Genomic DNA, 20,320 nt, shown 5'->3' with positions numbered 1-20,320 from the left:
GACGCCGGCCGTTCATTTCGGCCTCGACCGGTAGTCGGGACAACTGTGATGCGATCGGCACCCACACCCTCCGGAGGTCGCCCGTGCCCGCATCGCCGTCCACCCTCGACCGCCGCCGGTTCCTCGCCGTGACCGGCGGTGGCGTGCTGACGTTCACCGCCGCGCTGGCCGGGTTCTCAGCCGCGCCGGTCCGCGCCAACCCGCTGTTCCGCGACAACCCCTTCACGCTCGGCGTCGCCTCGGGCGACCCGCTGCCCGACGGCGTCGTGCTGTGGACACGGCTGGCGCCTGAGCCGCTGGCGGCCGACGGCAGCGGCGGCATGGGTGGGCGGGCGGTTCCGGTCGAGTGGCAGATCGCCCGCGACCCTCAGTTCCGGCAGGTCGAGCGGGCCGGCGCCGTCCGTGCGACGCCGGAGCTGGCACACTCGGTGCACGCGGAGGTCGGCGGGCTGGAGCCGGGCCGCGATTACTGGTACCGGTTCCGCGCCGGCCGCGAACTGAGCCCCGTCGGCCACACCCGCACCGCCCCGGCCGCCGATGCCCGCCCTGACCAGGTGCGCTTCGCCTACGCCAGCTGCCAGAACTACGCCGACGGCTACTTCACCGCGCACCGCCACCTCGCCGAGGAGGACGTCGATCTCGTCGTGCACCTCGGCGACTACATCTACGAGGGCCCCAACGTCGGCACCATCGGCCGCGCCCACCTGCCCGCCGTCGAGTGCCGCTCGCTGACCGACTACCGCATCCGCTACAGCCAGTACAAGAGCGACCCGGACCTGCAGGCCGCGCACGCCGCCGCGCCATGGATCGTGGTGCTCGACGACCACGAGATCGACAACAACTGGGCCGACGACGTCGACGGCGGCGGCGTGGGCGGCGCGGAGTTCCAGGCCCGGCGCATCGCCGCGCTGAAGGCGTACTACGAGAACATGCCGCTGCGCCGCGCGTCGATGCCGGTCGGGCCGGACATGCAGCTCTACCGGCGGCTGCGGTACGGCACGCTGGCCGACTTCAACGTCGTCGACACCCGCCAGTACCGCGACGACCAGGCCTGTGGCGACGGCCGGCAGATCGACTGCGCCGACCGGCTGGACCCGGCCCGCACCATGCTCGGCGACGCACAGGAGGCATGGCTGCTGGACGGGCTCGCGGACTCGCCGGCGACGTGGAAGGTGATGGCCAACCAGATCTTCATGATGCAGGCCGACCACGAGGCCGGACCGGTGCAGGCGTTCGGCATGGACACCTGGGACGGCTACGCCGCGGCCCGGAGCCGGCTGCTCGACGGCGTCCGCGAGCGCGGCGTCGACAACTTCGTCGTGGTCACCGGCGACGCGCACCGCAGCGTCGCCGCCGACCTCAAGGCGAACTTCGACGACCCCGGGTCGGCCACCGTCGGCACCGAGTTCCTCGCCACGTCGCTCAGCGCCGGCGGCGACGGCGCCGACCAGGACGCGCTCGGCGCCGTGTGGCTGGCTGAGAACCCGCACATGAAGTTCCACAATGTCCAGCGCGGCTACGCCACTTGCACCCTGACGCCCGACACCTGGCGCACCGACTACCGGGTGGTCCCGTACGTGCGCCGGCCGGACGCGCCGGTCACCACCCGCGCCAGTCTCCACGTAGAGGCCGGCGTCCCCGGCATCGCCCAGGTCGCCTCGTAGATTCCGGGCCGGTCAGTCGTCGAGGCCGCGGGCCTGCAGGGCCTCGCCCATCGCGTCGGCGTGCCGCAGCACGCCGACGACGAGGGGGACGGCGAACGCGCGGACGCTGCGCTCGCGGCCGCGGGCGCAGCGGGCCTCCCGGATCCGGCCGGCGATCCCGGCGACGACGGGCACGCTGCGCAGCGCCAGCGACATCAGCAGCGACACCCGCCCCGGATCCACCCCGGCCCGGCGCAACGGCCGCAAGGCCCGTTCCAGCGCAGCCATCAGGTCCGTCGTCCGGGTCGTCAGCGTCACCAGCGCGGCCAGCGCGACGGCGAGCACCAGCCGCGCCGTCAGCGCGACCGCCGTCGGCAGGTCGGCGATCAGCACCTGCACCACCAGCAGCACGACGACCAGCCAGCGCAGCGGCCGCAGCTGCCCCCACGCGGCCCGGACGCCCACCCGGGCCAGCGCATACAGCGCCACCACGACCGCCGTCGCCACGCCGACCGCGACCAGCGACCGCGCGAACACCAGGGCGGTGCACGCAGCCGCCAGCACCGCCAGCTTCAGCCCGGCCGGCGTCCGGTGCACCACCGAGCGGCCAGGCACGTAGGCGCCGGTCAGCAGGGTCACCGGACCACCTCGAACAACGCCGCCACGCCCATGCCGCCGCCGATCGCCGCGGTCGCGAGCCCGAGCGTCCCGGCCGGCGCGCCGCCGCGGACCAGCCGGGCGAACAGCCGCACGACGACGACGGCACCCGACGCGCCCCACGGGTGACCCAGCGCCAGCGCTCCCCCGTCGGCGCAGACGACGCCCGCGTCGCGGCCGAGCGGGTCCAGTCCGAGCGCGTCGGTGACCGCCAGCACCTGCCCGGCGAACGCCTCGACGATCTCGACGGCGCCGACGTCGCCGAGCGCGACCCGCGCGGCCGCCAGCACCCGGTGCACGGCCGGCACCGGACCCCAGCCGGGCAACCGCGGGTCGCACCCGACGACGGCGCCGGCGACCAGCCGCAGCCCCGGCCGGCCGGCTCGGAGCTCCTCGCCGACCATGGCCACGACGGCAGCGCCGTCGCTGTTGGCGCACGAGTTGCCCGCGGTCACCGTCCCGCGAGGGACGAAGGCGGCCGGCATCCGGGCCAGCACCGCGGGGTTCAGCCGCCGCGGCCGGTCGTCGTGTTCGAGCCCATCGACCGGCACCAACTCCGCGTCGAACCGGCCGGCCTCGCGGGCCAGCAGCGCCTTCGCGTGGCTCGCGGCGGCATAGGCGTCCTGCCGGCCACGGATGACGCCGCGGCGGCGGGCGAGCTCCTCGGCGGCGACACCCATGTCCGGGTCGCCGTACTCCGGCGGCGTGAACGGAGCCCGGTCGTACGCCCCGGTGCTGCCGCCGGCCGGCGCCACGCGGTGCGAGCGCTGCGGCGCCGTCGACGCGCTCTCGACGCCGCCGGCCAGCACCAGCCGCGCGTCGCCCGCCCGGATCGCCTGCCCGGCTTGCAGGATCGCGGCCAGCCCGCTGCCGCACTGCCGGTCGACGGTGACGCCCGGCACGGCGGAGTCGAACCCGGCGGCCAGGGCCGCGACCCGGGCCACGTTGCCGCCAGGTCCCAGGCAGTTGCCGAGCACGACGTCGTCGACGGCGCGCATCGCGGTGAGCGGCCACACGTCGTCGACGACCGCCGACAGCACCGGCGCGGCCAGCTTCTCGACGGTGACCTCGCGCAGCGCCTTCCCAGCGGTCGCGATGGGCGTCCGGCGGGCCGCGACGACGACCGGCGCGCTCACGTCAGTGGCCGGATGGGCAGGTCGCCGGCAGCCACGCCCGCGCCGACCAGCGCACGGGCCGGCTTGCCGGTGGACGTCCTGGGCAGCTCGTCGATGGCGAGCCACCGGCGCGGCCGCTGCGCCGGTGCGAGCCGTTCGCGCACCACCCGCTCCAGCACGGCCCGGCGCACGCCGGCACCCTGCACGACGGCGGCGACCACCTGGCCGAGCTCGGCGTGCGGCAGCCCCACGACCACGACGCCGTCCACGCCCGGCACCTCGGCCAGGACCGCCTCGACGTCCGCGGGCACAACGGTCGCGCCGCCGGTGAGTACGGCGCCGTCGGCGCGGCCGCGCAGCACGAGCCGGCCGCTCGGCCCGATGTCCTCCGCCAGGTCGCCCACCGTCGCCCAGCCGCCGGCGTCGCGGCGCAGCGGTCCGCCGCCCGCGCCGAGGTATCCGTGCGCCAGCCACGGCGAGCGCACCCATACCTCGCCCGGGCCGGCGGCCGCCGGCCGCAGCGAGACCTCCACACCGGCGAACGGCCGCAGCCCCTCCCCGTCCGGGTCGACGGCGACGAAGGACAGCTCGGTGGCGCCGTAGTACGCGACGACGCCGACCCCGGCGTTCGCCGCCCGGTCACGCAGCGCCGTCCCCAGTGCGGCGCCGCCGACGACCGCCGTCCGCAGCCGCCGCGGCCGCGCGTCGAGGACCGCGGCCAGCCGGTGCGGCACCAGATGCGCGACGTCGGCCGCCGGCAGCGCGGCCCGCAGCCCCGGCACCGACCAGTCGCCGGTCAGCAGCACCGTCGCACCGGCCGCCAGCGCATGCGCCGTCGCGAACGCGGTCAGCGACCACGACAGCGACCCCGGCACCAGCACGGCGTCGTCCGCGGTGATCCCGGTGAGCCGGCCGGTCGCCTCGAACGACCCCGTCCACGACGACCGCGACCGCACGACCACTCGCGGCCGGCCGGTGCTGCCGGACGTGAATCCGGCCCAGGCCAGGTCGTGCGCCACCGCGTCGTCGACCGTCGCCGGCAGCGGACCGAGCAGCGCCCTCTGGTGCTCGGGCCGCCACGACGGGTCGGCGGTCAGCGGGACCGCGCCCGCGGCGTCGGCGGCCAGGATCCCGGTGAGCTGCGCGACCGGGTCGCCGTCAGGCAGCGTGACCAGCGCGCCCGGCTTGACGTCCGGGCGCGCCCGTTCGGCGTCCCGGGCCAGCTGCGCGTAGGTGCGCGCCGTGTCGCCGTACCGGACGGCGACGCGGTGCGGCTGGGCGGCTGCGTGTGCCAAGACCTCGCGGAAGACCGGCATCGACGCAGCGTCTCAGGCCCGGCCGGCGCCGGTGTCATCGCCCCCGGTGCGGCGTCCCACCCTGCCCTCGACCCGCTCGCGGCGGGCCGCCGGCGCGGCGTCCGGGTAGGCCCGCTGCGCGCCGGACGCGACCAGCGCCGCGAACACCGCCTTGGCCGTGTCGCCCGGGATGAACGCCAGCGACAGCTGGAACGTCTCCGTCAGCGGCACCCCCGTGACCGCCGACTGGACCGGGATGCCCATGGCCAGCGTTGTCGCCGAGCCGATCAGGCAGGCGGCCAGCACCCAGTGCACACCCGGCCGGCGTCCGGACCGTTCGACGATCAGCCCGACCACGAACGCCGACACCACGAAGCCGATGAGATAGCCGACCGACGGCCCGGCGAACACGCCGAGCCCGCCCCGTCCGCCGGCCAGCAGCGGCAGCCCGGCGGCGACCAGTGCGAGCAGCAGGAGCTGCGACAGCGCGCCCCGTTTCGCGCCGAGGATCGCGCCGGCCAGCAGCGGCCCCATCGACTGCAGGGTGACCGGAACGGCGTTGCCGAAGAGGTGGAACGACCCCGGCAACCCGAGGACGGCGGTCAACGCGGCGAACGCGGCGATCCGCGCGAGATCCGCGGCGGGCAACCGCGATCTTCCTGCCATCGAGCTCTCCTGTCTGGGCGTGCGCCCGCCGCGGGGGCCCGCGGCGGTGTGCCTCCACTCTGACCGACGGACCTGCGCCGGACATAGTCGGCAATTCGCACCAGCATCGCGGCACCGGATTGGTGGTCCTCCACAAGTGCGACCTTGTCGGAGGTGGACGGCAGAATGGACGGCGTGAGCGATGACGTGGCGGTCGGCGGGCTCGACACACCGGTCGGGCGCATCAGCGTGGCCGTCACCCGCGACGGGCTCGCCGCGGTCGGCTGGGGTCGCCGCCCGGCCTCCGGCCGGCTGCCGGTGGTCGACGACGCCGAGCGGCTGGCGCTGGTGCTCGGCCAGCTGACCGAGTACTTCGCCGGGCGGCGGCAGGACTTCGACGTCCCGATCGACTGGCGCTACGTCCCCGGCTCAGCGTCGGCCGTCGTGCTGCGCACCCTGCACGAGACCGTCGGCTACGGGTCGTCGGTCACCTACGGCCAACTGGCCGACCGCAGCGGCACCGGCATCCCGGCCCGGGCCATCGGCGGCATCATGGGCGCCAACCCGATCCCCATCGTCGTCCCGTGTCATCGGGTGCTGGCCAGCGACGGGCTGGGCGGCTACAGCGGCGGGTCCGGCGGCAACGGACTCGAGGTCAAGCGCTGGCTGCTTACGCTGGAGGGCGTCCTGCCGCCCACGTTCGACTGGAGCCCCGCCGGCCTCACGGCATGAGCCCGTCAGCGTCGCGCCGCCGGCGTGCGCAGCCGGGCCAGCCGCTCGGCGCTGTCCGGGTCGGCCGGCGTGTGGATACCCAGCCACAGCCGCGGCGCGGTCGCCGGGTGCAGCAGCGTGTTCTCCACCGTCACGGTGCCGACCCGCGGGTGCTCGTGCACCTGCAGCGACTGGGCCGGGCCGTCGAGAAGGTCGTGCTCGGGCCACCAGGCACGGAACTCCGGGCTGGACCGCTCCAGCAGAGCGACCACCTCGGACATCCGCGGGTCCCCGACGGCCACGGCGTAGCTGGCCCGGAACGCCGCCAGGCAGGTGCGCGCCACCCGCTCCCAGTCGCGCTGCCGGTCCCGCCAGCTGCGCAACGTGAACGTCTGCACGATGACGTTGCGGCGCTCCGGCGGCACGTCGGCGTAGTCCAGCTCGATCCAGGCGGTGAGCGCGTCGTTGTAGGCGACGACGTCCCAACGCGCGTCCATGAGGTAGGCCGGTTCGGCCAACGCCGCCACGAAAGTGGTCAGCGCATGCCGCGCGCCATCATCGAGCTCCGGGACGTCGAGCGCGTCGGCCGGGCGGGCCAGCCGGAGCAGGTAGGCCCGCTCCGGGCCGGTCAGCCGCAGCGCCCGAGCCAGGCCGGCCAGCGTCTGCGCCGTGGTGGTGATGTCGCGGCCCTGCTCCAGCCACGTGTACCAGGTGACGCCGATGCCGGCGAGCTGCGCGACCTCCTCGCGGCGCAGCCCCGGCGTCCGCCGTCGCGGCCCGTCGGGCAGCCCGACGTCGGCCGGGCGCAGCCGGCCGCGCCGGGAAGTCAGGAACGCGCCGAGCTCGGCCCGCCGCGTCGCGCTGGCATCGTCCGCCACGGTCCTCCCGCCATCCTGGTAGTGCCGGTACCGGTGTCGGCGCTCACCTCTGTCGCCCCATCCGGCCGGCACCTATTGTCGTCGAGCATGACGACGCTGGCCGCGGCCGCCCACCGCAACGACCTCATCGCAGCGGCCGACGAGCTGCGCGACGGCACCCCGCCCGACCTCCGCGACGCCGACGGGCTGACCCCGTTGATGATCGCCGCCGGGATCGGCAGCCCGCAGCTGGTGGAACTGCTGCTGGTCGCCGGCGCCGACGTGCACGCGCTGGAGCCGAGGATGGGCGCCAGCGCGCTGCACAAGGCGGCGCAGGGCGGCAGCGTGGACGTGACGCGGCTGCTGCTGGACCACGGCGCGTTCATCGATCTGCAGTCGCCGACCCTCGGGCACACCCCACTGTTCGACGCCGTCTGGTACAAGAGCCACGAGGTGGCGGCCTACCTGCTCGATCGCGGCGCCAAGACCACGCTGCTCAGCCACTACGGCCTGACGGCGCTCGACGTCGCCCGGCGCGACGGGTTGAAGGAGACGGCGGCGCTGATCGAGGCCCGCGACCGCGCGGACGCCGCCGCCGTCGAGGCGCAGCCGCTGATGGCCGCGGTCAAGGACGGCGACCTGGCCGAGGTCAGCCGGCTGCTGGCCGCGGGTGCCGCGCCGGACGAGCGGGCGCCGATGTGCGGCACGTTCTTCGACGGCTACACCCCGCTCGGCGTCGCCGCCATGTTCGGGCACGCCCAGATCGTCCGCGAGCTGCTGGCCGCCGGGGCCGATCCCCGCCGGGTCGACGGGCTGATGAAGGCAACGCCTGGTCACAAGAGCGGGTACATGGGCCACCCGGACGCCCTCCGCGTGCTGCTGGATGACGCGGCCGCCCGCCGCGACGGCGGTCGCGGCCTCGAGGTCGACGCCCAGGGCCCGTACAACGGCTTCACCGCCCTGCACGACGCGGTCTGGCACGGCCACGTCGAGGCGGCCCGCGTGCTGGTCGAGGCCGGCGCCCGCCGCGACCTGCGCTCGCACGCCGGGCTGACGCCGTTGGAGCACGCCCGCGCCTACGGCTTCGCCGACCTGGCCGAGTTGCTCACCCCAGGCGAGGGGACCGAATGACCGACCCGCTCGCCGACGACCCGTTCGACTACCAGGTGACGAAGGCCGGGCCGATCCGCGTCAGCCGCGGCGGCCGGGTCGTCGTCACCGTCGCCGGACGCGCGGCCGACCGGCTGGCCGCGGCTCTGGAGCGGGCCGCCGACGAGCGCGAGCGGCAGCTGCTGCTCGCCAAGGCGACCGGCAACTACAGGCGCGGAAACGAGCGCCGCTGACGTCCGCCGGCTCCGGCCAGCTCCCGCCGCCAGAAGTTGATCTTGGAGAAATTGTTGAGTTCTCGGGCGATATGTCCGATAGATGGCCCACTTTCTCCAAGATCAACTCAGCTGCGGAGGCGGACGGTGGGGCGGCAGGCCGCGGCCGCGGGTCAGCCGGCGACGGCGTGCAGCGAGCCCGGCCGCAGGCCGGTCAGCCGGTCCAGGGCGCCAGACGTCGGCTCGTCGCCGGGCAGGTAGACGATGATCCGCTGGTGCTCGCCGTCGGAGAGGTCGAGGGTCTCGAACGCCAGCCGCAGCTCACCGGCGTCCGGGTGCACGATCCGCTCGACGCCGGTGCGCACCGCGGTCGACACCGGGGCCGTCCAGCGGGTGGCGAACGGGGCGCCCGCCAGCACTGTCAGCTCGTCGGCCAGCGCGGCCAGGTGGGCGTCGTCGGGGCCGGAGTCGAGCTTGAGGTTGGCCACCAGCGCGTCGGCCACGACGTGCCAGTCGGGATAGGTCGCCCGCGCCCGCGGGTCGGTGAAGTGGTAGCGGACCAGGTTCGGCGTGTCGCCGCTCAGCACGCCGAGCGGCTCGGCCAGGAACTCGTAGCCCGTCGTCCACGCCAGCACGTCGCCGATGCGGTTGACCAGCACCGCCGGGACCGGCTCCAGCCGGTTCAGCAACGCCCGCACCGTCGGCCGGACCTGCGACGCCGGCGGCGACTCGATCGACGGGCAGAAGAAGTCGCCGCTGGTGGTCTTGGCGAGGTTGCGCAGCAGCACCCGCTCGGCCGCCGACAGCTGCAGCGCTTCGGCCAGTGCCCCGAGCACCTGGGCGGACGGGTGGCGGTCGCGGCCCTGCTCGAGCCGGGTGAGGTAGTCGACGCTGACGCCGGCGAGAATCGCCAGCTCGGCCCGGCGTAGTCCCGGCGCACGGCGGCGCGGGCCGGCGGGCAGCCCCACCTGGGCCGGGGTGATGGCATCGCGCCGCGAGCGCAGGAACGCGCCGAGCTCGTTGTCGCTCACGCCGCCCAGGCTACCGCCGGACCCGCCGCGGCCGGCAACAATGGCCCCGTCAGGGCTAGCCTTGCCGCGGCCTCCCCACGACGCCCCGGCACGCCGAGCATTGTCACCATGTCGAACATCTTCACCGAGGCCGAGATCGCCTACCTGGAGAGCCAGCCGCTGGGCCGGCTGGCCACCGTCGGCCCGGACGGACGGCCGCACGTCACGCCCGTCGGGGTCTTCTACGACCCGGAAGCCGACGCGGTCGTCGTCGCCGGGCACGCGGGCACCAGCTTCGGCACCAGCCGGAAGTTCCGCGACGCTCAGGCACACCCGGAGGTTGCCTACGTCGTCGACGACCTCGCCGGCGTCGACCCATGGCAGCCGCGCGGCATCGAGATCCGCGGGACGGCCGAGACCTTCGCCCAGGGGGGCGAGGAGCTCGGTGCCCGGATCACCGGCGTCATGCCGTTCGCGCCTGCGTGGATCCGGATTCGCGCCCGCCGCGTCCTCGCCTGGGGCATCGACGGCGACTCCTTCGAGCTGTCCCCGCGCGACGTCGCATGACCGACGACCGACGGACCGGCGAGCTGGGGGTCGTGCAACGGAACGCCGGCGAGACGGCGCCGCGGGTCCGCGTGCTGGTCGCGGAGGCCCGCGGCGCCTAGTGCCGCCTGGCTACGGGGTCAGAGCCGGCGGCACTGGTCCTCCTTGTTGCCCTGGACGACGTTGCCGGTGCCGGTCGGCGCCGGGACGTTCTCCTTGCACTGCAGGTTGCCGTTGATGCGGTTGTACGAGATCCGCTGCGTGCCGCGGTTGGTGAAGGACTGGACGTCGCCGGTCACCCGGTTCGACGTGATGGTGGCGGTCTTGCCCTGCTTCACCTGGACGCTGCCGCCGACGGTCGACGACGTCAGCGACACGTGCTTGTGGTTCTCGGCCTGGACGTTGCCGACCACCCGCACGCTGCTGGCGTAGAGCGTCGCGTTGTACTCGACCTTGATCGTCCCCTTGACGTACGTGCCCTTCAGTGTGCAGGTCGCGTTGCTGGGGACGCGGAGGTTGTCGACGGTGACGGCGCCGATGGTGCCACGGCAGGTGCGCTCCTCGGCCTGGGCGGGAGCCGCGCCGAGCAGCATGGCACACAGGGCTGCCGAGATCGCGAGTGCGGTGCGCTTCATGGGTCTTGTCCCTTCGCAGTGGCCGGCCGGTGCTGCCGGCTCTCTGCGTCCGAGCGTTCCGGAGCCGATCGGCCGGCCGGGTGAGGCAGGGGTGAGACTGCTCTCATCGTCGGGCGACTAGGACAGATGTCGGCCCGGCCGGGCCGGGTTTCAGACACATGCCCGGTGACCATTCATCCCGGTTTCCATATGTTCGGGCGTCATCACGCCCAGTCACGCCCGCAGGCATGGCTGCGTCCTTCCTTCGTTTCCCGCAGCGACAAGGAGAACCCCATGGCACGACGCTTCAGAGCGGGCGTCGCACTCGGCACCCTCGCGGTGACTGGCTACGCCCTGCTGGCCCCGCCCGCACAGGCCGGGCCCGCCGACCGGCCCGAGATCGAGGTCGACATCTCGGCCGGGCTGTCCGGCCACGTCAATCTCGCCGGCCCTGGCCTGATCCCGGTGACGGTGCACGGCTCCCCGGCCGTGGACGTCACCGACATCGACCTGCGCACTGTCGCCGTCGGCGACGTCGCACCGGCCCGCTCTGAGTCCGGCGCCGTCATCAGCCACGTCAACGACGTCGACGGCGACGGCGCCGACGACCTGGTCGTTCACGTCGACAAGCAGCAGCTGGCCGCCGAGGGCGAGCTGACGCCGTCGACCGGCGCCCTGCAGCTGACGGCGAGCACCGGCGATGGCGCGGGCGTGGGCGGCACCGCGCCCGTCCAGCCCGAGGTCAGCCTGGAGATCAAGTTCGCCGAGGGCTACCAGGTCCGCGGCGGCAGCGAGGCCACCCTGCGCAGCACGACGGGCGAGAGCCTGGACGACGTCCGCGCCGTCCTCGACCGGCATGATGTGAGCGCTCTCATTCCGTTCGTCGAGCCCGCCCAGACGGCCGGCCTGGCCACCGCCACCAGCGGGGCCCAGGCCCGGTCGGCCGAGCCGCTGCCCGACCTCGCGTCCTGGTACACGGCGCTGCTGCCGGCCGGCACCGACGTCGACGCCGTCCTGGCGGAGCTGACCGCGTTGCCGGAGGTCGTCTACGCCTACCCGTCGCCGGAGCCGGCCCCGCCGCCGGCCGAGCCCACGCCGGACCTCAGCCCGCAGCAGGGGTACCTGCGCCCGTCGGATACCCACAACGGCATCGACGCCGAGCTGGTCCGCAGCGACCCGCGGGTCCGCGGCGCCGGCATCCGGGTGATCGACCTCGAGTACAACTGGAACCCCTTCCACGAGGACCTGCAGCTGGACTGGTCCAGCGACATCGGCCAGGGCCGGTTCGTGCGCATCGACACCTTCGGCGACGACCACGGGACCGCGGTGTTCGGCGAGATCGTGGCGAAGGACAACGGCTACGGCGTGGTCGGCGGCGTGCCTGATGTCGAGATGTACGGCATCTCGCCGGTCGAGAACCTCGGCACCCGGACGTCGTGGCGGCCCGGCCCGGCGCTGGCGTTCGTCGCCGCGTTGAAGGACGAGAACGGGCAGCCGTTCGTCCGGCCCGGCGACGCGCTGATCCTGGAGCAGCAGACCGCCAGCCCGCTCGGTGGCAGCCGGTACGCGCCACTGGAGTGGATCCCGTCGGTCTTCGAGGCCAACAAGGTGCTGACGGCGATGGGCGCCAACGTCGTGCTCACCGGCGGCAACGGCAACACGAACACCGACGACCCGATGTACACCCTCAACGGGGTCAAGTGGTTCGACCCGGCCGTCCAGCACTCCGGCTCGATCTTCGTCGGCGCCGGCGGCAGCGGCCTGCGCGCGGCCAACCCGGCGCGGTCGCGGCTGAGCTTCTCGAACTACGGCCAGCGATTCGACCTGCAGGGCTGGGGCCAGGACATCTACACCACCGGCTACTGCAACGTGCTCTGCGCCGAACTGGGCAACGACCACAACCGGGCGTACTCGCGCTCGTTCAGTGGCACCTCCGGCGCCGGCCCGATCGTCACCAACGCGGTCGTCGCCGTCCAGTCCTACGTCATGTCCGTCGGCCTCGGCCCGTGGACGACCGCGCAGATCAACGACCTGCTGCGGGCGACCGGCACGCCGCAGACCACGAACACGCACGAGAACATCGGCCCGCGGCCGGACCTGCGGGCGGCGCTGCGCTCCATCGAGGTCGACGCGCCGACGACGGAGCTGGCGCTCAACCAGCGGCCGGCCCGCGACGGCTCCTACGTCAACCCGACGGTGACGCTGACCGCCCAGGACGGGTGGGGCTCCGGCGTCGATCGGATCATGTACCGGCTCGACGGCGGCCCCTGGCGCACCTACACCGAGCCGTTCCGCGTCATCGGCCTCGGCGACCACACCCTCGAGTACCGCTCGAACGACCACAACGACAACACCGAGGGAACCCAGTCGACCACGATCGTCAACCGCGGCCGCGGCGAATGAGTCTGGACTGATCGACAGATGTCCAAGTAATGCGGTAGATGTCCATGCACCTGTCCGGTGACCGTGGGTCGTTCCACGGCCTACGGTCACCGGACCGGACCGCATGCTCGCGGCCCGGCGTCGACTCTTGGGAGGGCTCAGTGACGGCGAGTACAGAACGGCGACCCGCGAGGCGCGGGAGGACCTGGCGGGCGAGAGCGATCGTCGGCGTTGCCGCGGTGGCGCTCTCGGCATCGGCGGGGGTCGTGTCGGCCAACGCCGAGGACGGTGTGGCCGATGACGCCGGCACCAGCCCGATCGTCCCGGTCGACCAGCAGGTCTGGGAAGAACAGGCCGAGATGACCTGGGACGACTACAAGCCGGTCCGGCCGGAGGCGTGGAACCAGGACACCACCAGCCAGGGGTCGGAGAGCCAGTACCGCACCGCGGTGATCCTGCTGGAGTTCACGGACGAGAAGTTCCTCATCACGCAGGAGCCGGAGTCGCACCCGTTCGGGAACCCACTGCCCCCGTGGGAGCCGGTCTCGCCCGAAGAAGTGAACGAGTGGTACTACGACTACTACGCGGTGCCGAACGAGTTCAACAAGGGTCAGACCCTGCACGGGTACTGGATGGAGACCAGTCACGGACGCATCGGCGTGACCGTCGAGGTCTTCGGTCCGTACACACTGCCCGGCAAGCTGCACGAGTACGGCGCCTCCGTCTTCGCACCGGTCACCGGGCCCAACTCGATCTGCCCTGCCGGTGACACCTGTAACAAGGACCTCCGCACCGACGGCGGCGCGCTCTGGCGGGCGGACATCGGCTGCGAGTCGGGGCTCTGCGGCTTCGACAACGGCTTCTATGTCAGCGCCGGCCACGACGAGACGTCGACCTGGCAGGAGTTCGGCGAGATGATGTTCCGCACCCCGGCGGACGTCCCGGCCGAGTTCGGCCCGCCCGGCGCGACCGAAGGCCCGGTGCTCAACGCCGACGGCAATCCGATCCCGAACGCCGTCCCGACCCGCTACGTGCCCTGGACCTCGTGGCAGTCGGCGGCCAACCACTGGCCGAACGCCAGCCGGGACGGGACGTCGACCCAGGCGGAGAACTCTGGCCTCAGTGTCTTCGCGCACGAGTTCAGTCACCTGCGCGGGCTTCCGGACAACTACAACAACCCGTTCCAGCCCAGTTCCGGCCGAAACTACACCGGCTACTGGGAGATGATGAGCCGCGGTTCGTTCAACGGGCCGGGTGGCACGCACAACCGCTGGCAGGTCCCGAACGCCGGCGGTTCGGCACTCGGTCCGCATCACACGCTGCACTTCAAGACCACCGGCAACGCCCGGCTGGGGGTCGTGAAGGAAGGCGAGTTCGTCAACACCACCCGGGCCGCGCTGGCCGAGCAGGGCGTCGCCGTCGTGCCACTCAAGGCGCGCTCCTCGGTGCCCGACGGTGACATGGTCGGCCTCAACGTCGAGCTCGGCGGCCCGTTCGTCCAGGGCACCTGCCAGTCGCGCGTCGACGACCCGTTCTTCTGCACACCGGTCGCCACTAACTGGTCCAAGTTCACCATGGAGGTGGTCGACCGGGCCGGCAACGACTCGTTCGTCGCCGGCCACGGTGTCCTGCTCGCCCAGGGCCGCAACTCCGGCAACCCCCAGGTGTGGCTCGTCGACGCGAACCCGCAGGACATCGGCCGGATCGACTTCTACCGACCGGGCAACGCGACCGAGCCTGGCGGCGAGCCGGTCCCCGTCGTCAAGGGCGACCCGCGCCAGCTCGACGACGCGACGTTCCACGCCGGCACCGCGTCGGGCAGCGACTACGAATACGTCGACGCGCCGAACAAGCTGCACTTCTACGTCCTGGACACCTACCGGGACGCCGAGGGCGAGCTGTTCTACGACGTCGCCGTCCGGCACACCGAGGCGGCCGGCCCGCACGAGCGCGACGTGGCTCTGGGCGAGGCCGCCACGTACGCCGTCGGCGACTCGACGGCGCTGGTCAACGTGCCGCTGACCAACACCGGCGCGGCCGGCGAGGGCATCTACGGCTCGGACGTGTACCGGATCTCCTCGACCGTCGAGGGCGAGGGCTGGGACGTGACCCTGCCGTACGAGATCAAGGCGGCGCAGGCGGGCGACACCGTGCCGGTCTGGGCGTACGCCAGCGCCGGCGAGGACGCGTCGGAGACGGCGACGGTGACCATCACGGCCACCAGCGAGACCGACCCCGGCGCCACGTTCACCGTCGAGGTCGAGCTGAAGTCCGGCACGCTCGACGTCGCCTTCGACAACGCCCAGGACCTGCTGGCCGACTACCGGTCCGGCGGCTTCCTGACCCAGGGCGAGTACCAGCGGCTGCGCGCGCAGCTGGGCATCGCCGAGGCCGCCAACGGCCGCGCCGCCGAGCGCGCCGTCGACCGGTTCATGACGATGTCCGAGGATGTCGCCGGCACCGGTGCTCGCAACCTCGTCAGCGCCGCCCTGGTGTCGTTGGCCGCGGAGCTGCCGACGGACTAACAGTCCACCTCCCCCAACCGGCCACCGGGGTGCCGCCGATCCGCAGCGGCGGCGGCCCCGGTGGCCGGTTCCTTGTGGAAATGAGGGGACGGGGCGAGTCTGGGTACACCTCGAGGTGCCGTGGCGTGCACCTGCCGCCTGTGGATAGCCATGATCATCAAGGATCGCCTACATCACCAGGATCCCTGGAGCCTCACCACGATTGCAGGCGTGGTGAGGCTCCAGAAAACGTGGTGACGTGCCCCAGATCGCGGCAAAATCTCACCACGTGGACGCTGTGGAGGACCGGCGACGCCTCGCCCCACACCACGAAATCGTGTGTCGCACCACGCCTGCAATCGTGTCGACGCTCAGGTGATCGTGGTGACGGGGCCCCAACGACACCAACCCCCACTGTCGCGTTGATCAAGGAACGCGGCGCTCAGCGCGTGGCGACCGCCGGGAAGGGAGTGACGTTGTCGGTGCCGGTGGCGCCCGCAGGCGCCGCCAGGTCGACGCCGGCGGACTGACGCGGGGCGTACTGGCCGGTCATCCGCGCGACCTTGAGCGACAGATGCAGCGCCAGCCGCTCGGCGCCGCTCTTGAGGTTGGTGTGCGCGAGCTGCTCCAGCCGCTGCAGCCGGTAGTACAGCGACGTCCGGTGCAGGTTGAGCCGCTCGGCGGTGAGCTGGGCGTTGCCGGCGACGTCGAGGTAGGTCTCGAGGGTCTCCAGCAGCGGCAGCGCGTCGGGGTCGTCGAGCAGGTTGCCCAGGCCGGGGTGGACCGTGGGCACCTCCTCGCCCAGTGACGCCAGCTTGACGACGATCTGGTGGATGCCCAGCCGCGACCAGTGCACGATGTCGCCCAGGCCGGGGAGCAACCTGGCGGCGTCGGCGGACATGCGGGCCTCGCGGAACGACGCGTACGCGTCCTCGAGCGCGTCGCGGCGGCTGCCGACACCGACGACCAGAGCCGTCTCCGAGCCACCGCCGGCCAGGGCGGACCGGGTCAGCTCGACCAGCGCCTCGACCCGCTCGTCGACGTAGATGTCGTGGTCGCCGGCGCACGAGAGCAGCAGCACGGCGTGGTCGCGGTTGATGAGGTCGAGCGCCTGGCCGCGGCGGACCACGCGGCGGAAGTCGGCGACGGCCTGGGCGAGGGCGTCCTCGATGTCGACGGCGGACGAGCGGCGCGGCACCCCCTGCAGGACCACGGCGACGACGCCGTCGCGGGCCGGCATGTAGCCGGCGTCGACGAGGCTGCGGGCGGCCTGGGCGCTCATCGGCGAGCTGCTCAGCAGGATGTGCATGGTGTCGGCCAGCCGGGCAGACGAGAACAGGCTGGCCACGCTCTCGCGGTGCAGCCACTCACCCAGTTCCGCGGCGCCCTGCATGCACGCGGCGAGGTCGGCGTCGCTCATGCTGCCGTCGGCGTCGACGAACCACAGGTGCCCGAGCAGCTTGCCGCGGTAGAGGACGGGGATGCAGACCCGCGGCAGCATGTGCAACTCGGGGTTGGCCGGCAGCCGCAGCGGCCGGCGCAGGTTCGGTAGCGCGAACCGCTTCAGCCAGCCGCGCACCTCCGCCGACGCGTGCCGGCGCAGGATCGAGTCCTCCCGCACCTCGTCGATCGGCCGGTCGTGGGAGCTGAACGCGATGAGCCGCATGAACCGGTCTTCGAGCACGGCGGGCCGGCCCACCCGCTGCGCCAGGCTCTCCAGGATCTGCTGCATCGAGAGTTCCATGGTCACCTCCGCCGCAGTAACATATCACATGTTACTTGGATGAACGGGACGAAGCCGGCACCGTCATCGGGCAGCTGCGACGACGAACTCCGTCAGCTGGGCGCCGAGGTCCTGGACCCCGCCGGGCCAGCCACGGACGAGCTGCCCGCCCCGGGCGATCAACGCCACCAGCGGCGGCTCGTCGACGCCGTAGCGCCGGAACACCTCGCCGCTGGCGTCCAGGCCCACCGGGTAGCTGATGTCGTGCTCGCGCACGTACTCGGCGGCGTCGTCCTCGCTGGAGGCGCTGCCGACGCCGACGAACAGGATCGCGTCGCGGTACTCCTCGCTCAGCTCGGTGATCTCGGCCTGCTGTTGCGCGCACAGCTCGCAGAACGACTCGAAGAACACCAGCACGACCGGCCGCTGCTCCCAGTGTTCGGCGACGTCCAGGGTGCTGCCGTCGAGCAGGCCGAGCTCGAACGGTGGCGCCGGCGGCGCGTCCGGAGGCGCGTCGACGAACGTGACGTCGCTGGGGACGTCGCCGGGCAGGTCGAACGACACCGTTGCCGGGTCGTCCGAGCCCGAGCATCCGGCGACGAGCCCCATCGTCACCGCCGCGGCCACCACACCAGTGAGAACCCGCCTCACGAGATCAACACCTCTCCGATCAGTCCGGCGTCCTCGCTCGGCTCGATGGGCACCGCGAAGCCGTCGCCCACCACGAACCTCTGGCCGTCGACCGAGGTCAGCCCCTCGACCTCGACCTCCATGACGCACATCGTCGGCTGCCGCATGCCCTCGCGGAAGCTGACGTCCATCATCTTCTCCGCGGTACCGTTCGGCAGCTCGCCGCGCGCCACCTCGACGCCGTCGCCGTCCTCGATGGTGAAGGCGGCCTCGGCGTGGATGGAGCGGAACGCGCCCGCCCCGTTGCACGGCTCGCCGAGCCGGCGCAGGTTGCCGTCCGGGATGAGCACCCGCACGACGCCGGACTCCTCCGAACCGCCGGAGGACGAGTCGTCGGACGACCCGCCGCATCCGGCCAGCAGGACCGGGATCACGGCGGCGACGGCAAGCGCCGTGCGGCCACGCACTGCTTGCAAGGGATATGTCCCCTTCCCGGGATCAACGGCGCGGGTTGGTGTCCTTGACCGCGACCGTACAGGTGACGGACTGGGTGGCCGCCGGGTCGCTCTCCGACGTCGCGGTGAGCGTGACGGTGGTGTCCCGCGCCGCGGTGGGCTCGCGCGTGACGTACACCGGGATCTCGACGGTCTCCCCGGCACGGGCCGTGGTGAGCGCGTTGTCCAGCTCGGCGGTCCAGCCCTGGCCGCTGGCGTCGGCCGAGAGCCGGTAGACGTCGTTCTTCACCTTGTCGCTGACGTCGCTGACGTGGCCGGCCGCATTCGTGGCGTCCTCGCCGGTGTTGGTCAGCGGGAACGTGCACTGCGCGGCCTGGCTGATGCGCAGGCCGGTGACCTCGGCCTCGCCCAGCTCGACGCCGCGCTCCTGGTCGCCGGACCCGTCGAGCGACCGGACGGCCAGGGTGTACGACAGCGCGCCGTCCTCGTCGCGCTCCAGGTCGATGACGTAGAAGTGCAGCCGGTTGTGCTCGTCGACGTACTCGTACTCCGAGCCGGAGTTGGTTCCGGCGTGGAACGCGGCGTCGTTGAGCTGCCGGTGGTCGGCGATCGTGGCCATGACCGGCGTGCCGTCCGGCTTGTAGAAGTCGACCAGCCCGATGTCCTGCGGGTTGGCGTCGATGACCCAGTTGAAGCAGCCGTAGCCGCAGGTGTCGCGGGCGGGGCGCTCGTTGGTCTTGTTCTTGGCGATGATGACGCCGGTGTCGGGGTTGAACGAGTCGAACCCCATCCGGTCCACGACCTCCAGCGTGTAGTTGTCCCACCCGGTCTGCAGGTTCTCCACCTCCGGACGGGGATCGACGTCGACCGGGTCGGTGTGGCAGAACGGATCGGCGTTGGCGTCGCAGAACGAGGTGCGGTCCGGGACGGCGCCCGGGCCGTCGAGCCGGATCTTGATGCCCGACGTGCCCTCAGGGCCGGGGTCGACGGCGCGCGCCGTCACCTCGTCGACGACGACTCCGGTGTCGGCCAGCGCCTCACGGCTGACGTCGAGCACGTTCTCGGCCGGCAGGATGCCCGCGTGGATCTTGTTCCGGACCATCAGGCCCGAGGGCGACCAGCCACCCATGTTCGGCGGCACGACCCAGCGCATGTGGTGACCACCGGGGCCGTTGAACGAGCCGCGGTCCATCATGTCCCAGGGTGCAGAGCCGACCCGGTGGAACGGCTGCGGCGGGTTCTGCCGGTTGGTGAACGGGTTGTTGTTGTTGTCGCCGATGCTGAAGAAGAAGTGCCCCATCTCATGCGTGATGGTGCCCGAGCTCTCCGCCTGCCGGATCGACGAGAGGCCCCACTGCTGGGCCGCGGCCCGCCACGACGTCCACTCGACGTACCGCGTCGGCGCCCAGTTCGGCATCTCGTTGTCGGGGTCGACCGAGGCCGGCGGACCCCACTCCTCAGGGATGTCCTCCTTCGTGTTGAACATCATCTCGCCGTACTCCTGCCAGATGCTGGTCTCGTCGTAACCGGCGTAGACCCGCAGGATGACGTCGTAGCCGCACCGGCTGTCCGGGCACGGGATGCCCTTCGCGGCCAGGTCGGCCTTCCACACCGTGTCCACGTCACGGTCGAGGTTTCCGTTGCAGGTGAAGCCCTTGGGACAGGCGGAGGCCTGGCCCCACTCGTTCAGGCCGTACTCGAACAGGTTCCGCGGCACCTGGTACGCGCCGAAGACGTCCATCTCCTCGACGCCGAGCTTCCCGCGGCTCTGCTCCATCCAGTACTCCTGGATCGTGCGGCCGTGGTTGTACTCGTTCGGGACCATGTAGAAGTCGTGGTAGAACTGCGGCACCTCGTCCCGGCTGATCGGGTCGATCTGCGGGTTGCCGAACAGGTCGGTCTGCTTCTCCTGCGTCATGACGAACGGCTGGTCCGGGAAGTCCACCGCCACCAGCGCGATGCGCAGCCCGCGCTCACTCGGCTCGGCCGTCGGGTCGTTCCAGTCGGTCCCCGGGATGTCGGTCCAGTCGTCCCAGGTCATGTCGTACTGGTTCTTCCAGTTCTGCGGGTCGATCGGCTGGACCTCGAAGTCAGGCGGCGCCGCCTGACCGGCGCCCGCCATGCCGACGACGAGCGTCGTGACCGCGGCCGCGGCGAGTCCCAGCCGCCACCGCCTCGCGACGCTCGTCCGCTTGAGCCTCATGCGCATGC

General features: G+C 72.6%; 18 protein-coding genes. 7 read left to right on the top strand and 11 right to left on the bottom strand.

From position 1 onward, the window contains the following. Window positions 1–83: 83 nt before the first annotated feature. The gene (locus E1262_RS01240; RefSeq protein ID WP_203453419.1) at window positions 84–1,664 is read left to right on the top strand and encodes an alkaline phosphatase D family protein; all 1,581 of its coding nucleotides are present in this window, start codon (window positions 84–86) and stop codon (window positions 1,662–1,664) included. Between the two features lie 12 nt (window positions 1,665–1,676). Here E1262_RS01240 and E1262_RS01235 read toward each other — a convergent pair whose 3' ends face one another. The 4 genes from E1262_RS01235 to E1262_RS01220 are packed head-to-tail and all read right to left on the bottom strand — an operon-like array spanning window position 1,677 to window position 5,376. Further along, on the bottom strand, window positions 1,677–2,273 hold the full coding sequence (locus E1262_RS01235) for an energy-coupling factor transporter transmembrane component T family protein (RefSeq protein ID WP_132101269.1): 597 nt from the start codon (window positions 2,271–2,273) through the stop codon (window positions 1,677–1,679). A 5-nt stretch (window positions 2,274–2,278) separates the two neighbouring features. Beyond that, a complete protein-coding gene (locus tag E1262_RS01230; RefSeq protein ID WP_203453417.1) occupies window positions 2,279–3,436 on the bottom strand; it encodes a thiolase family protein in 1,158 nt (385 codons plus the stop codon). Beyond that, window positions 3,433–4,731, bottom strand: coding sequence for a class I adenylate-forming enzyme family protein (locus E1262_RS01225; protein ID WP_132101201.1), 1,299 nt, complete (start codon window positions 4,729–4,731; stop codon window positions 3,433–3,435). Before E1262_RS01225 ends, E1262_RS01230 begins: the two co-directional genes overlap by 4 nt. A gap of 12 nt (window positions 4,732–4,743) precedes the next feature. Further along, the gene (locus E1262_RS01220; RefSeq protein ID WP_132101200.1) at window positions 4,744–5,376 is read right to left on the bottom strand and encodes a biotin transporter BioY; all 633 of its coding nucleotides are present in this window, start codon (window positions 5,374–5,376) and stop codon (window positions 4,744–4,746) included. 165 nt (window positions 5,377–5,541) lie between these two features. Here E1262_RS01220 and E1262_RS01215 point away from each other — a divergent pair, with 165 nt between their 5' ends. Next, complete coding sequence (locus E1262_RS01215) at window positions 5,542–6,087, top strand: methylated-DNA--[protein]-cysteine S-methyltransferase (RefSeq protein WP_132101268.1); 546 nt, start codon at window positions 5,542–5,544, stop codon at window positions 6,085–6,087. A gap of 5 nt (window positions 6,088–6,092) precedes the next feature. Here E1262_RS01215 and E1262_RS01210 read toward each other — a convergent pair whose 3' ends face one another. After that, entirely contained in the window at window positions 6,093–6,944 is an 852-nt protein-coding gene (locus E1262_RS01210) for a helix-turn-helix transcriptional regulator (protein ID WP_162605712.1), read from the bottom strand. Between the two features lie 87 nt (window positions 6,945–7,031). On the opposite strand from E1262_RS01210, the gene E1262_RS01205 reads away from it, so the two are divergent. Next, window positions 7,032–8,054 carry an ankyrin repeat domain-containing protein gene (locus tag E1262_RS01205; protein ID WP_132101198.1) on the top strand — a complete coding sequence of 341 codons (1,023 nt, stop codon included), beginning with the start codon at window positions 7,032–7,034 and terminating at the stop codon, window positions 8,052–8,054. Then, the gene (locus tag E1262_RS01200; protein ID WP_132101197.1) at window positions 8,051–8,266 is read left to right on the top strand and encodes a hypothetical protein; all 216 of its coding nucleotides are present in this window, start codon (window positions 8,051–8,053) and stop codon (window positions 8,264–8,266) included. The genes E1262_RS01205 and E1262_RS01200 overlap by 4 nt, the downstream gene beginning before the upstream one ends. A gap of 152 nt (window positions 8,267–8,418) precedes the next feature. Here E1262_RS01200 and E1262_RS01195 read toward each other — a convergent pair whose 3' ends face one another. Beyond that, window positions 8,419–9,276 (bottom strand): helix-turn-helix transcriptional regulator, encoded by an 858-nt coding sequence (locus tag E1262_RS01195; RefSeq protein ID WP_132101196.1) that lies wholly within the window; start codon window positions 9,274–9,276, stop codon window positions 8,419–8,421. A 108-nt stretch (window positions 9,277–9,384) separates the two neighbouring features. Between E1262_RS01195 and E1262_RS01190 the strand changes: the two genes are divergently transcribed. Further along, the gene (locus tag E1262_RS01190) at window positions 9,385–9,822 is read left to right on the top strand and encodes a PPOX class F420-dependent oxidoreductase (RefSeq protein WP_203453415.1); all 438 of its coding nucleotides are present in this window, start codon (window positions 9,385–9,387) and stop codon (window positions 9,820–9,822) included. A gap of 119 nt (window positions 9,823–9,941) precedes the next feature. Here the strand turns inward: E1262_RS01190 and E1262_RS01185 are convergent, their stop codons facing one another. Beyond that, window positions 9,942–10,436 carry a hypothetical protein gene (locus E1262_RS01185; protein WP_132101195.1) on the bottom strand — a complete coding sequence of 165 codons (495 nt, stop codon included), beginning with the start codon at window positions 10,434–10,436 and terminating at the stop codon, window positions 9,942–9,944. 273 nt (window positions 10,437–10,709) lie between these two features. On the opposite strand from E1262_RS01185, the gene E1262_RS30095 reads away from it, so the two are divergent. Further along, complete coding sequence (locus E1262_RS30095) at window positions 10,710–12,818, top strand: OmpL47-type beta-barrel domain-containing protein (RefSeq protein ID WP_162605711.1); 2,109 nt, start codon at window positions 10,710–10,712, stop codon at window positions 12,816–12,818. Window positions 12,819–13,036: 218 nt separating this feature from the next. Then, the gene (locus tag E1262_RS01170) at window positions 13,037–15,322 is read left to right on the top strand and encodes a M6 family metalloprotease domain-containing protein (protein WP_162605710.1); all 2,286 of its coding nucleotides are present in this window, start codon (window positions 13,037–13,039) and stop codon (window positions 15,320–15,322) included. 421 nt (window positions 15,323–15,743) lie between these two features. Here the strand turns inward: E1262_RS01170 and E1262_RS01165 are convergent, their stop codons facing one another. The 4 genes from E1262_RS01165 to E1262_RS01155 all read right to left on the bottom strand — a co-directional run bounded on the left by E1262_RS01165 (window position 15,744) and on the right by E1262_RS01155 (window position 20,318). Further along, window positions 15,744–17,045, bottom strand: coding sequence for a PucR family transcriptional regulator (locus E1262_RS01165; RefSeq protein ID WP_132101193.1), 1,302 nt, complete (start codon window positions 17,043–17,045; stop codon window positions 15,744–15,746). 63 nt (window positions 17,046–17,108) lie between these two features. After that, a complete protein-coding gene (locus E1262_RS30090; protein ID WP_162605709.1) occupies window positions 17,109–17,675 on the bottom strand; it encodes a TlpA family protein disulfide reductase in 567 nt (188 codons plus the stop codon). Beyond that, entirely contained in the window at window positions 17,672–18,121 is a 450-nt protein-coding gene (locus tag E1262_RS30085) for a hypothetical protein (protein WP_162605708.1), read from the bottom strand. Before E1262_RS30085 ends, E1262_RS30090 begins: the two co-directional genes overlap by 4 nt. A 31-nt stretch (window positions 18,122–18,152) precedes the next feature. Next, entirely contained in the window at window positions 18,153–20,318 is a 2,166-nt protein-coding gene (locus tag E1262_RS01155) for a metallopeptidase domain-containing protein (RefSeq protein ID WP_132101191.1), read from the bottom strand. Between the last annotated feature and the right edge of the window lie 2 nt (window positions 20,319–20,320).

The organism is Jiangella aurantiaca (assembly GCF_004349105.1).
Lineage (GTDB): Bacteria > Actinomycetota > Actinomycetes > Jiangellales > Jiangellaceae > Jiangella > Jiangella aurantiaca.
This window is presented reverse-complemented; position numbering and strand designations above follow the sequence as displayed.

Excerpts from the sequence above, each read along its gene's own strand:
- E1262_RS01225 (WP_132101201.1), bottom strand. The coding sequence starts at position 4,731 with ATGCCGGTCTTCCGCGAGGTCTTGGCACACGCAGCCGCCCAGCCGCAC.
- E1262_RS01220 (WP_132101200.1), bottom strand. The coding sequence starts at position 5,376 with ATGGCAGGAAGATCGCGGTTGCCCGCCGCGGATCTCGCGCGGATCGCC.
- E1262_RS01215 (WP_132101268.1), top strand. The coding sequence starts at position 5,542 with ATGGACGGCGTGAGCGATGACGTGGCGGTCGGCGGGCTCGACACACCG.
- E1262_RS01205 (WP_132101198.1), top strand. The coding sequence starts at position 7,032 with ATGACGACGCTGGCCGCGGCCGCCCACCGCAACGACCTCATCGCAGCG.
- E1262_RS01200 (WP_132101197.1), top strand. The coding sequence starts at position 8,051 with ATGACCGACCCGCTCGCCGACGACCCGTTCGACTACCAGGTGACGAAG.
- E1262_RS01190 (WP_203453415.1), top strand. The coding sequence starts at position 9,385 with ATGTCGAACATCTTCACCGAGGCCGAGATCGCCTACCTGGAGAGCCAG.
- E1262_RS01185 (WP_132101195.1), bottom strand. The coding sequence starts at position 10,436 with ATGAAGCGCACCGCACTCGCGATCTCGGCAGCCCTGTGTGCCATGCTG.
- E1262_RS30095 (WP_162605711.1), top strand. The coding sequence starts at position 10,710 with ATGGCACGACGCTTCAGAGCGGGCGTCGCACTCGGCACCCTCGCGGTG.
- E1262_RS01165 (WP_132101193.1), bottom strand. The coding sequence starts at position 17,045 with ATGGAACTCTCGATGCAGCAGATCCTGGAGAGCCTGGCGCAGCGGGTG.
- E1262_RS01155 (WP_132101191.1), bottom strand. The coding sequence starts at position 20,318 with ATGCGCATGAGGCTCAAGCGGACGAGCGTCGCGAGGCGGTGGCGGCTG.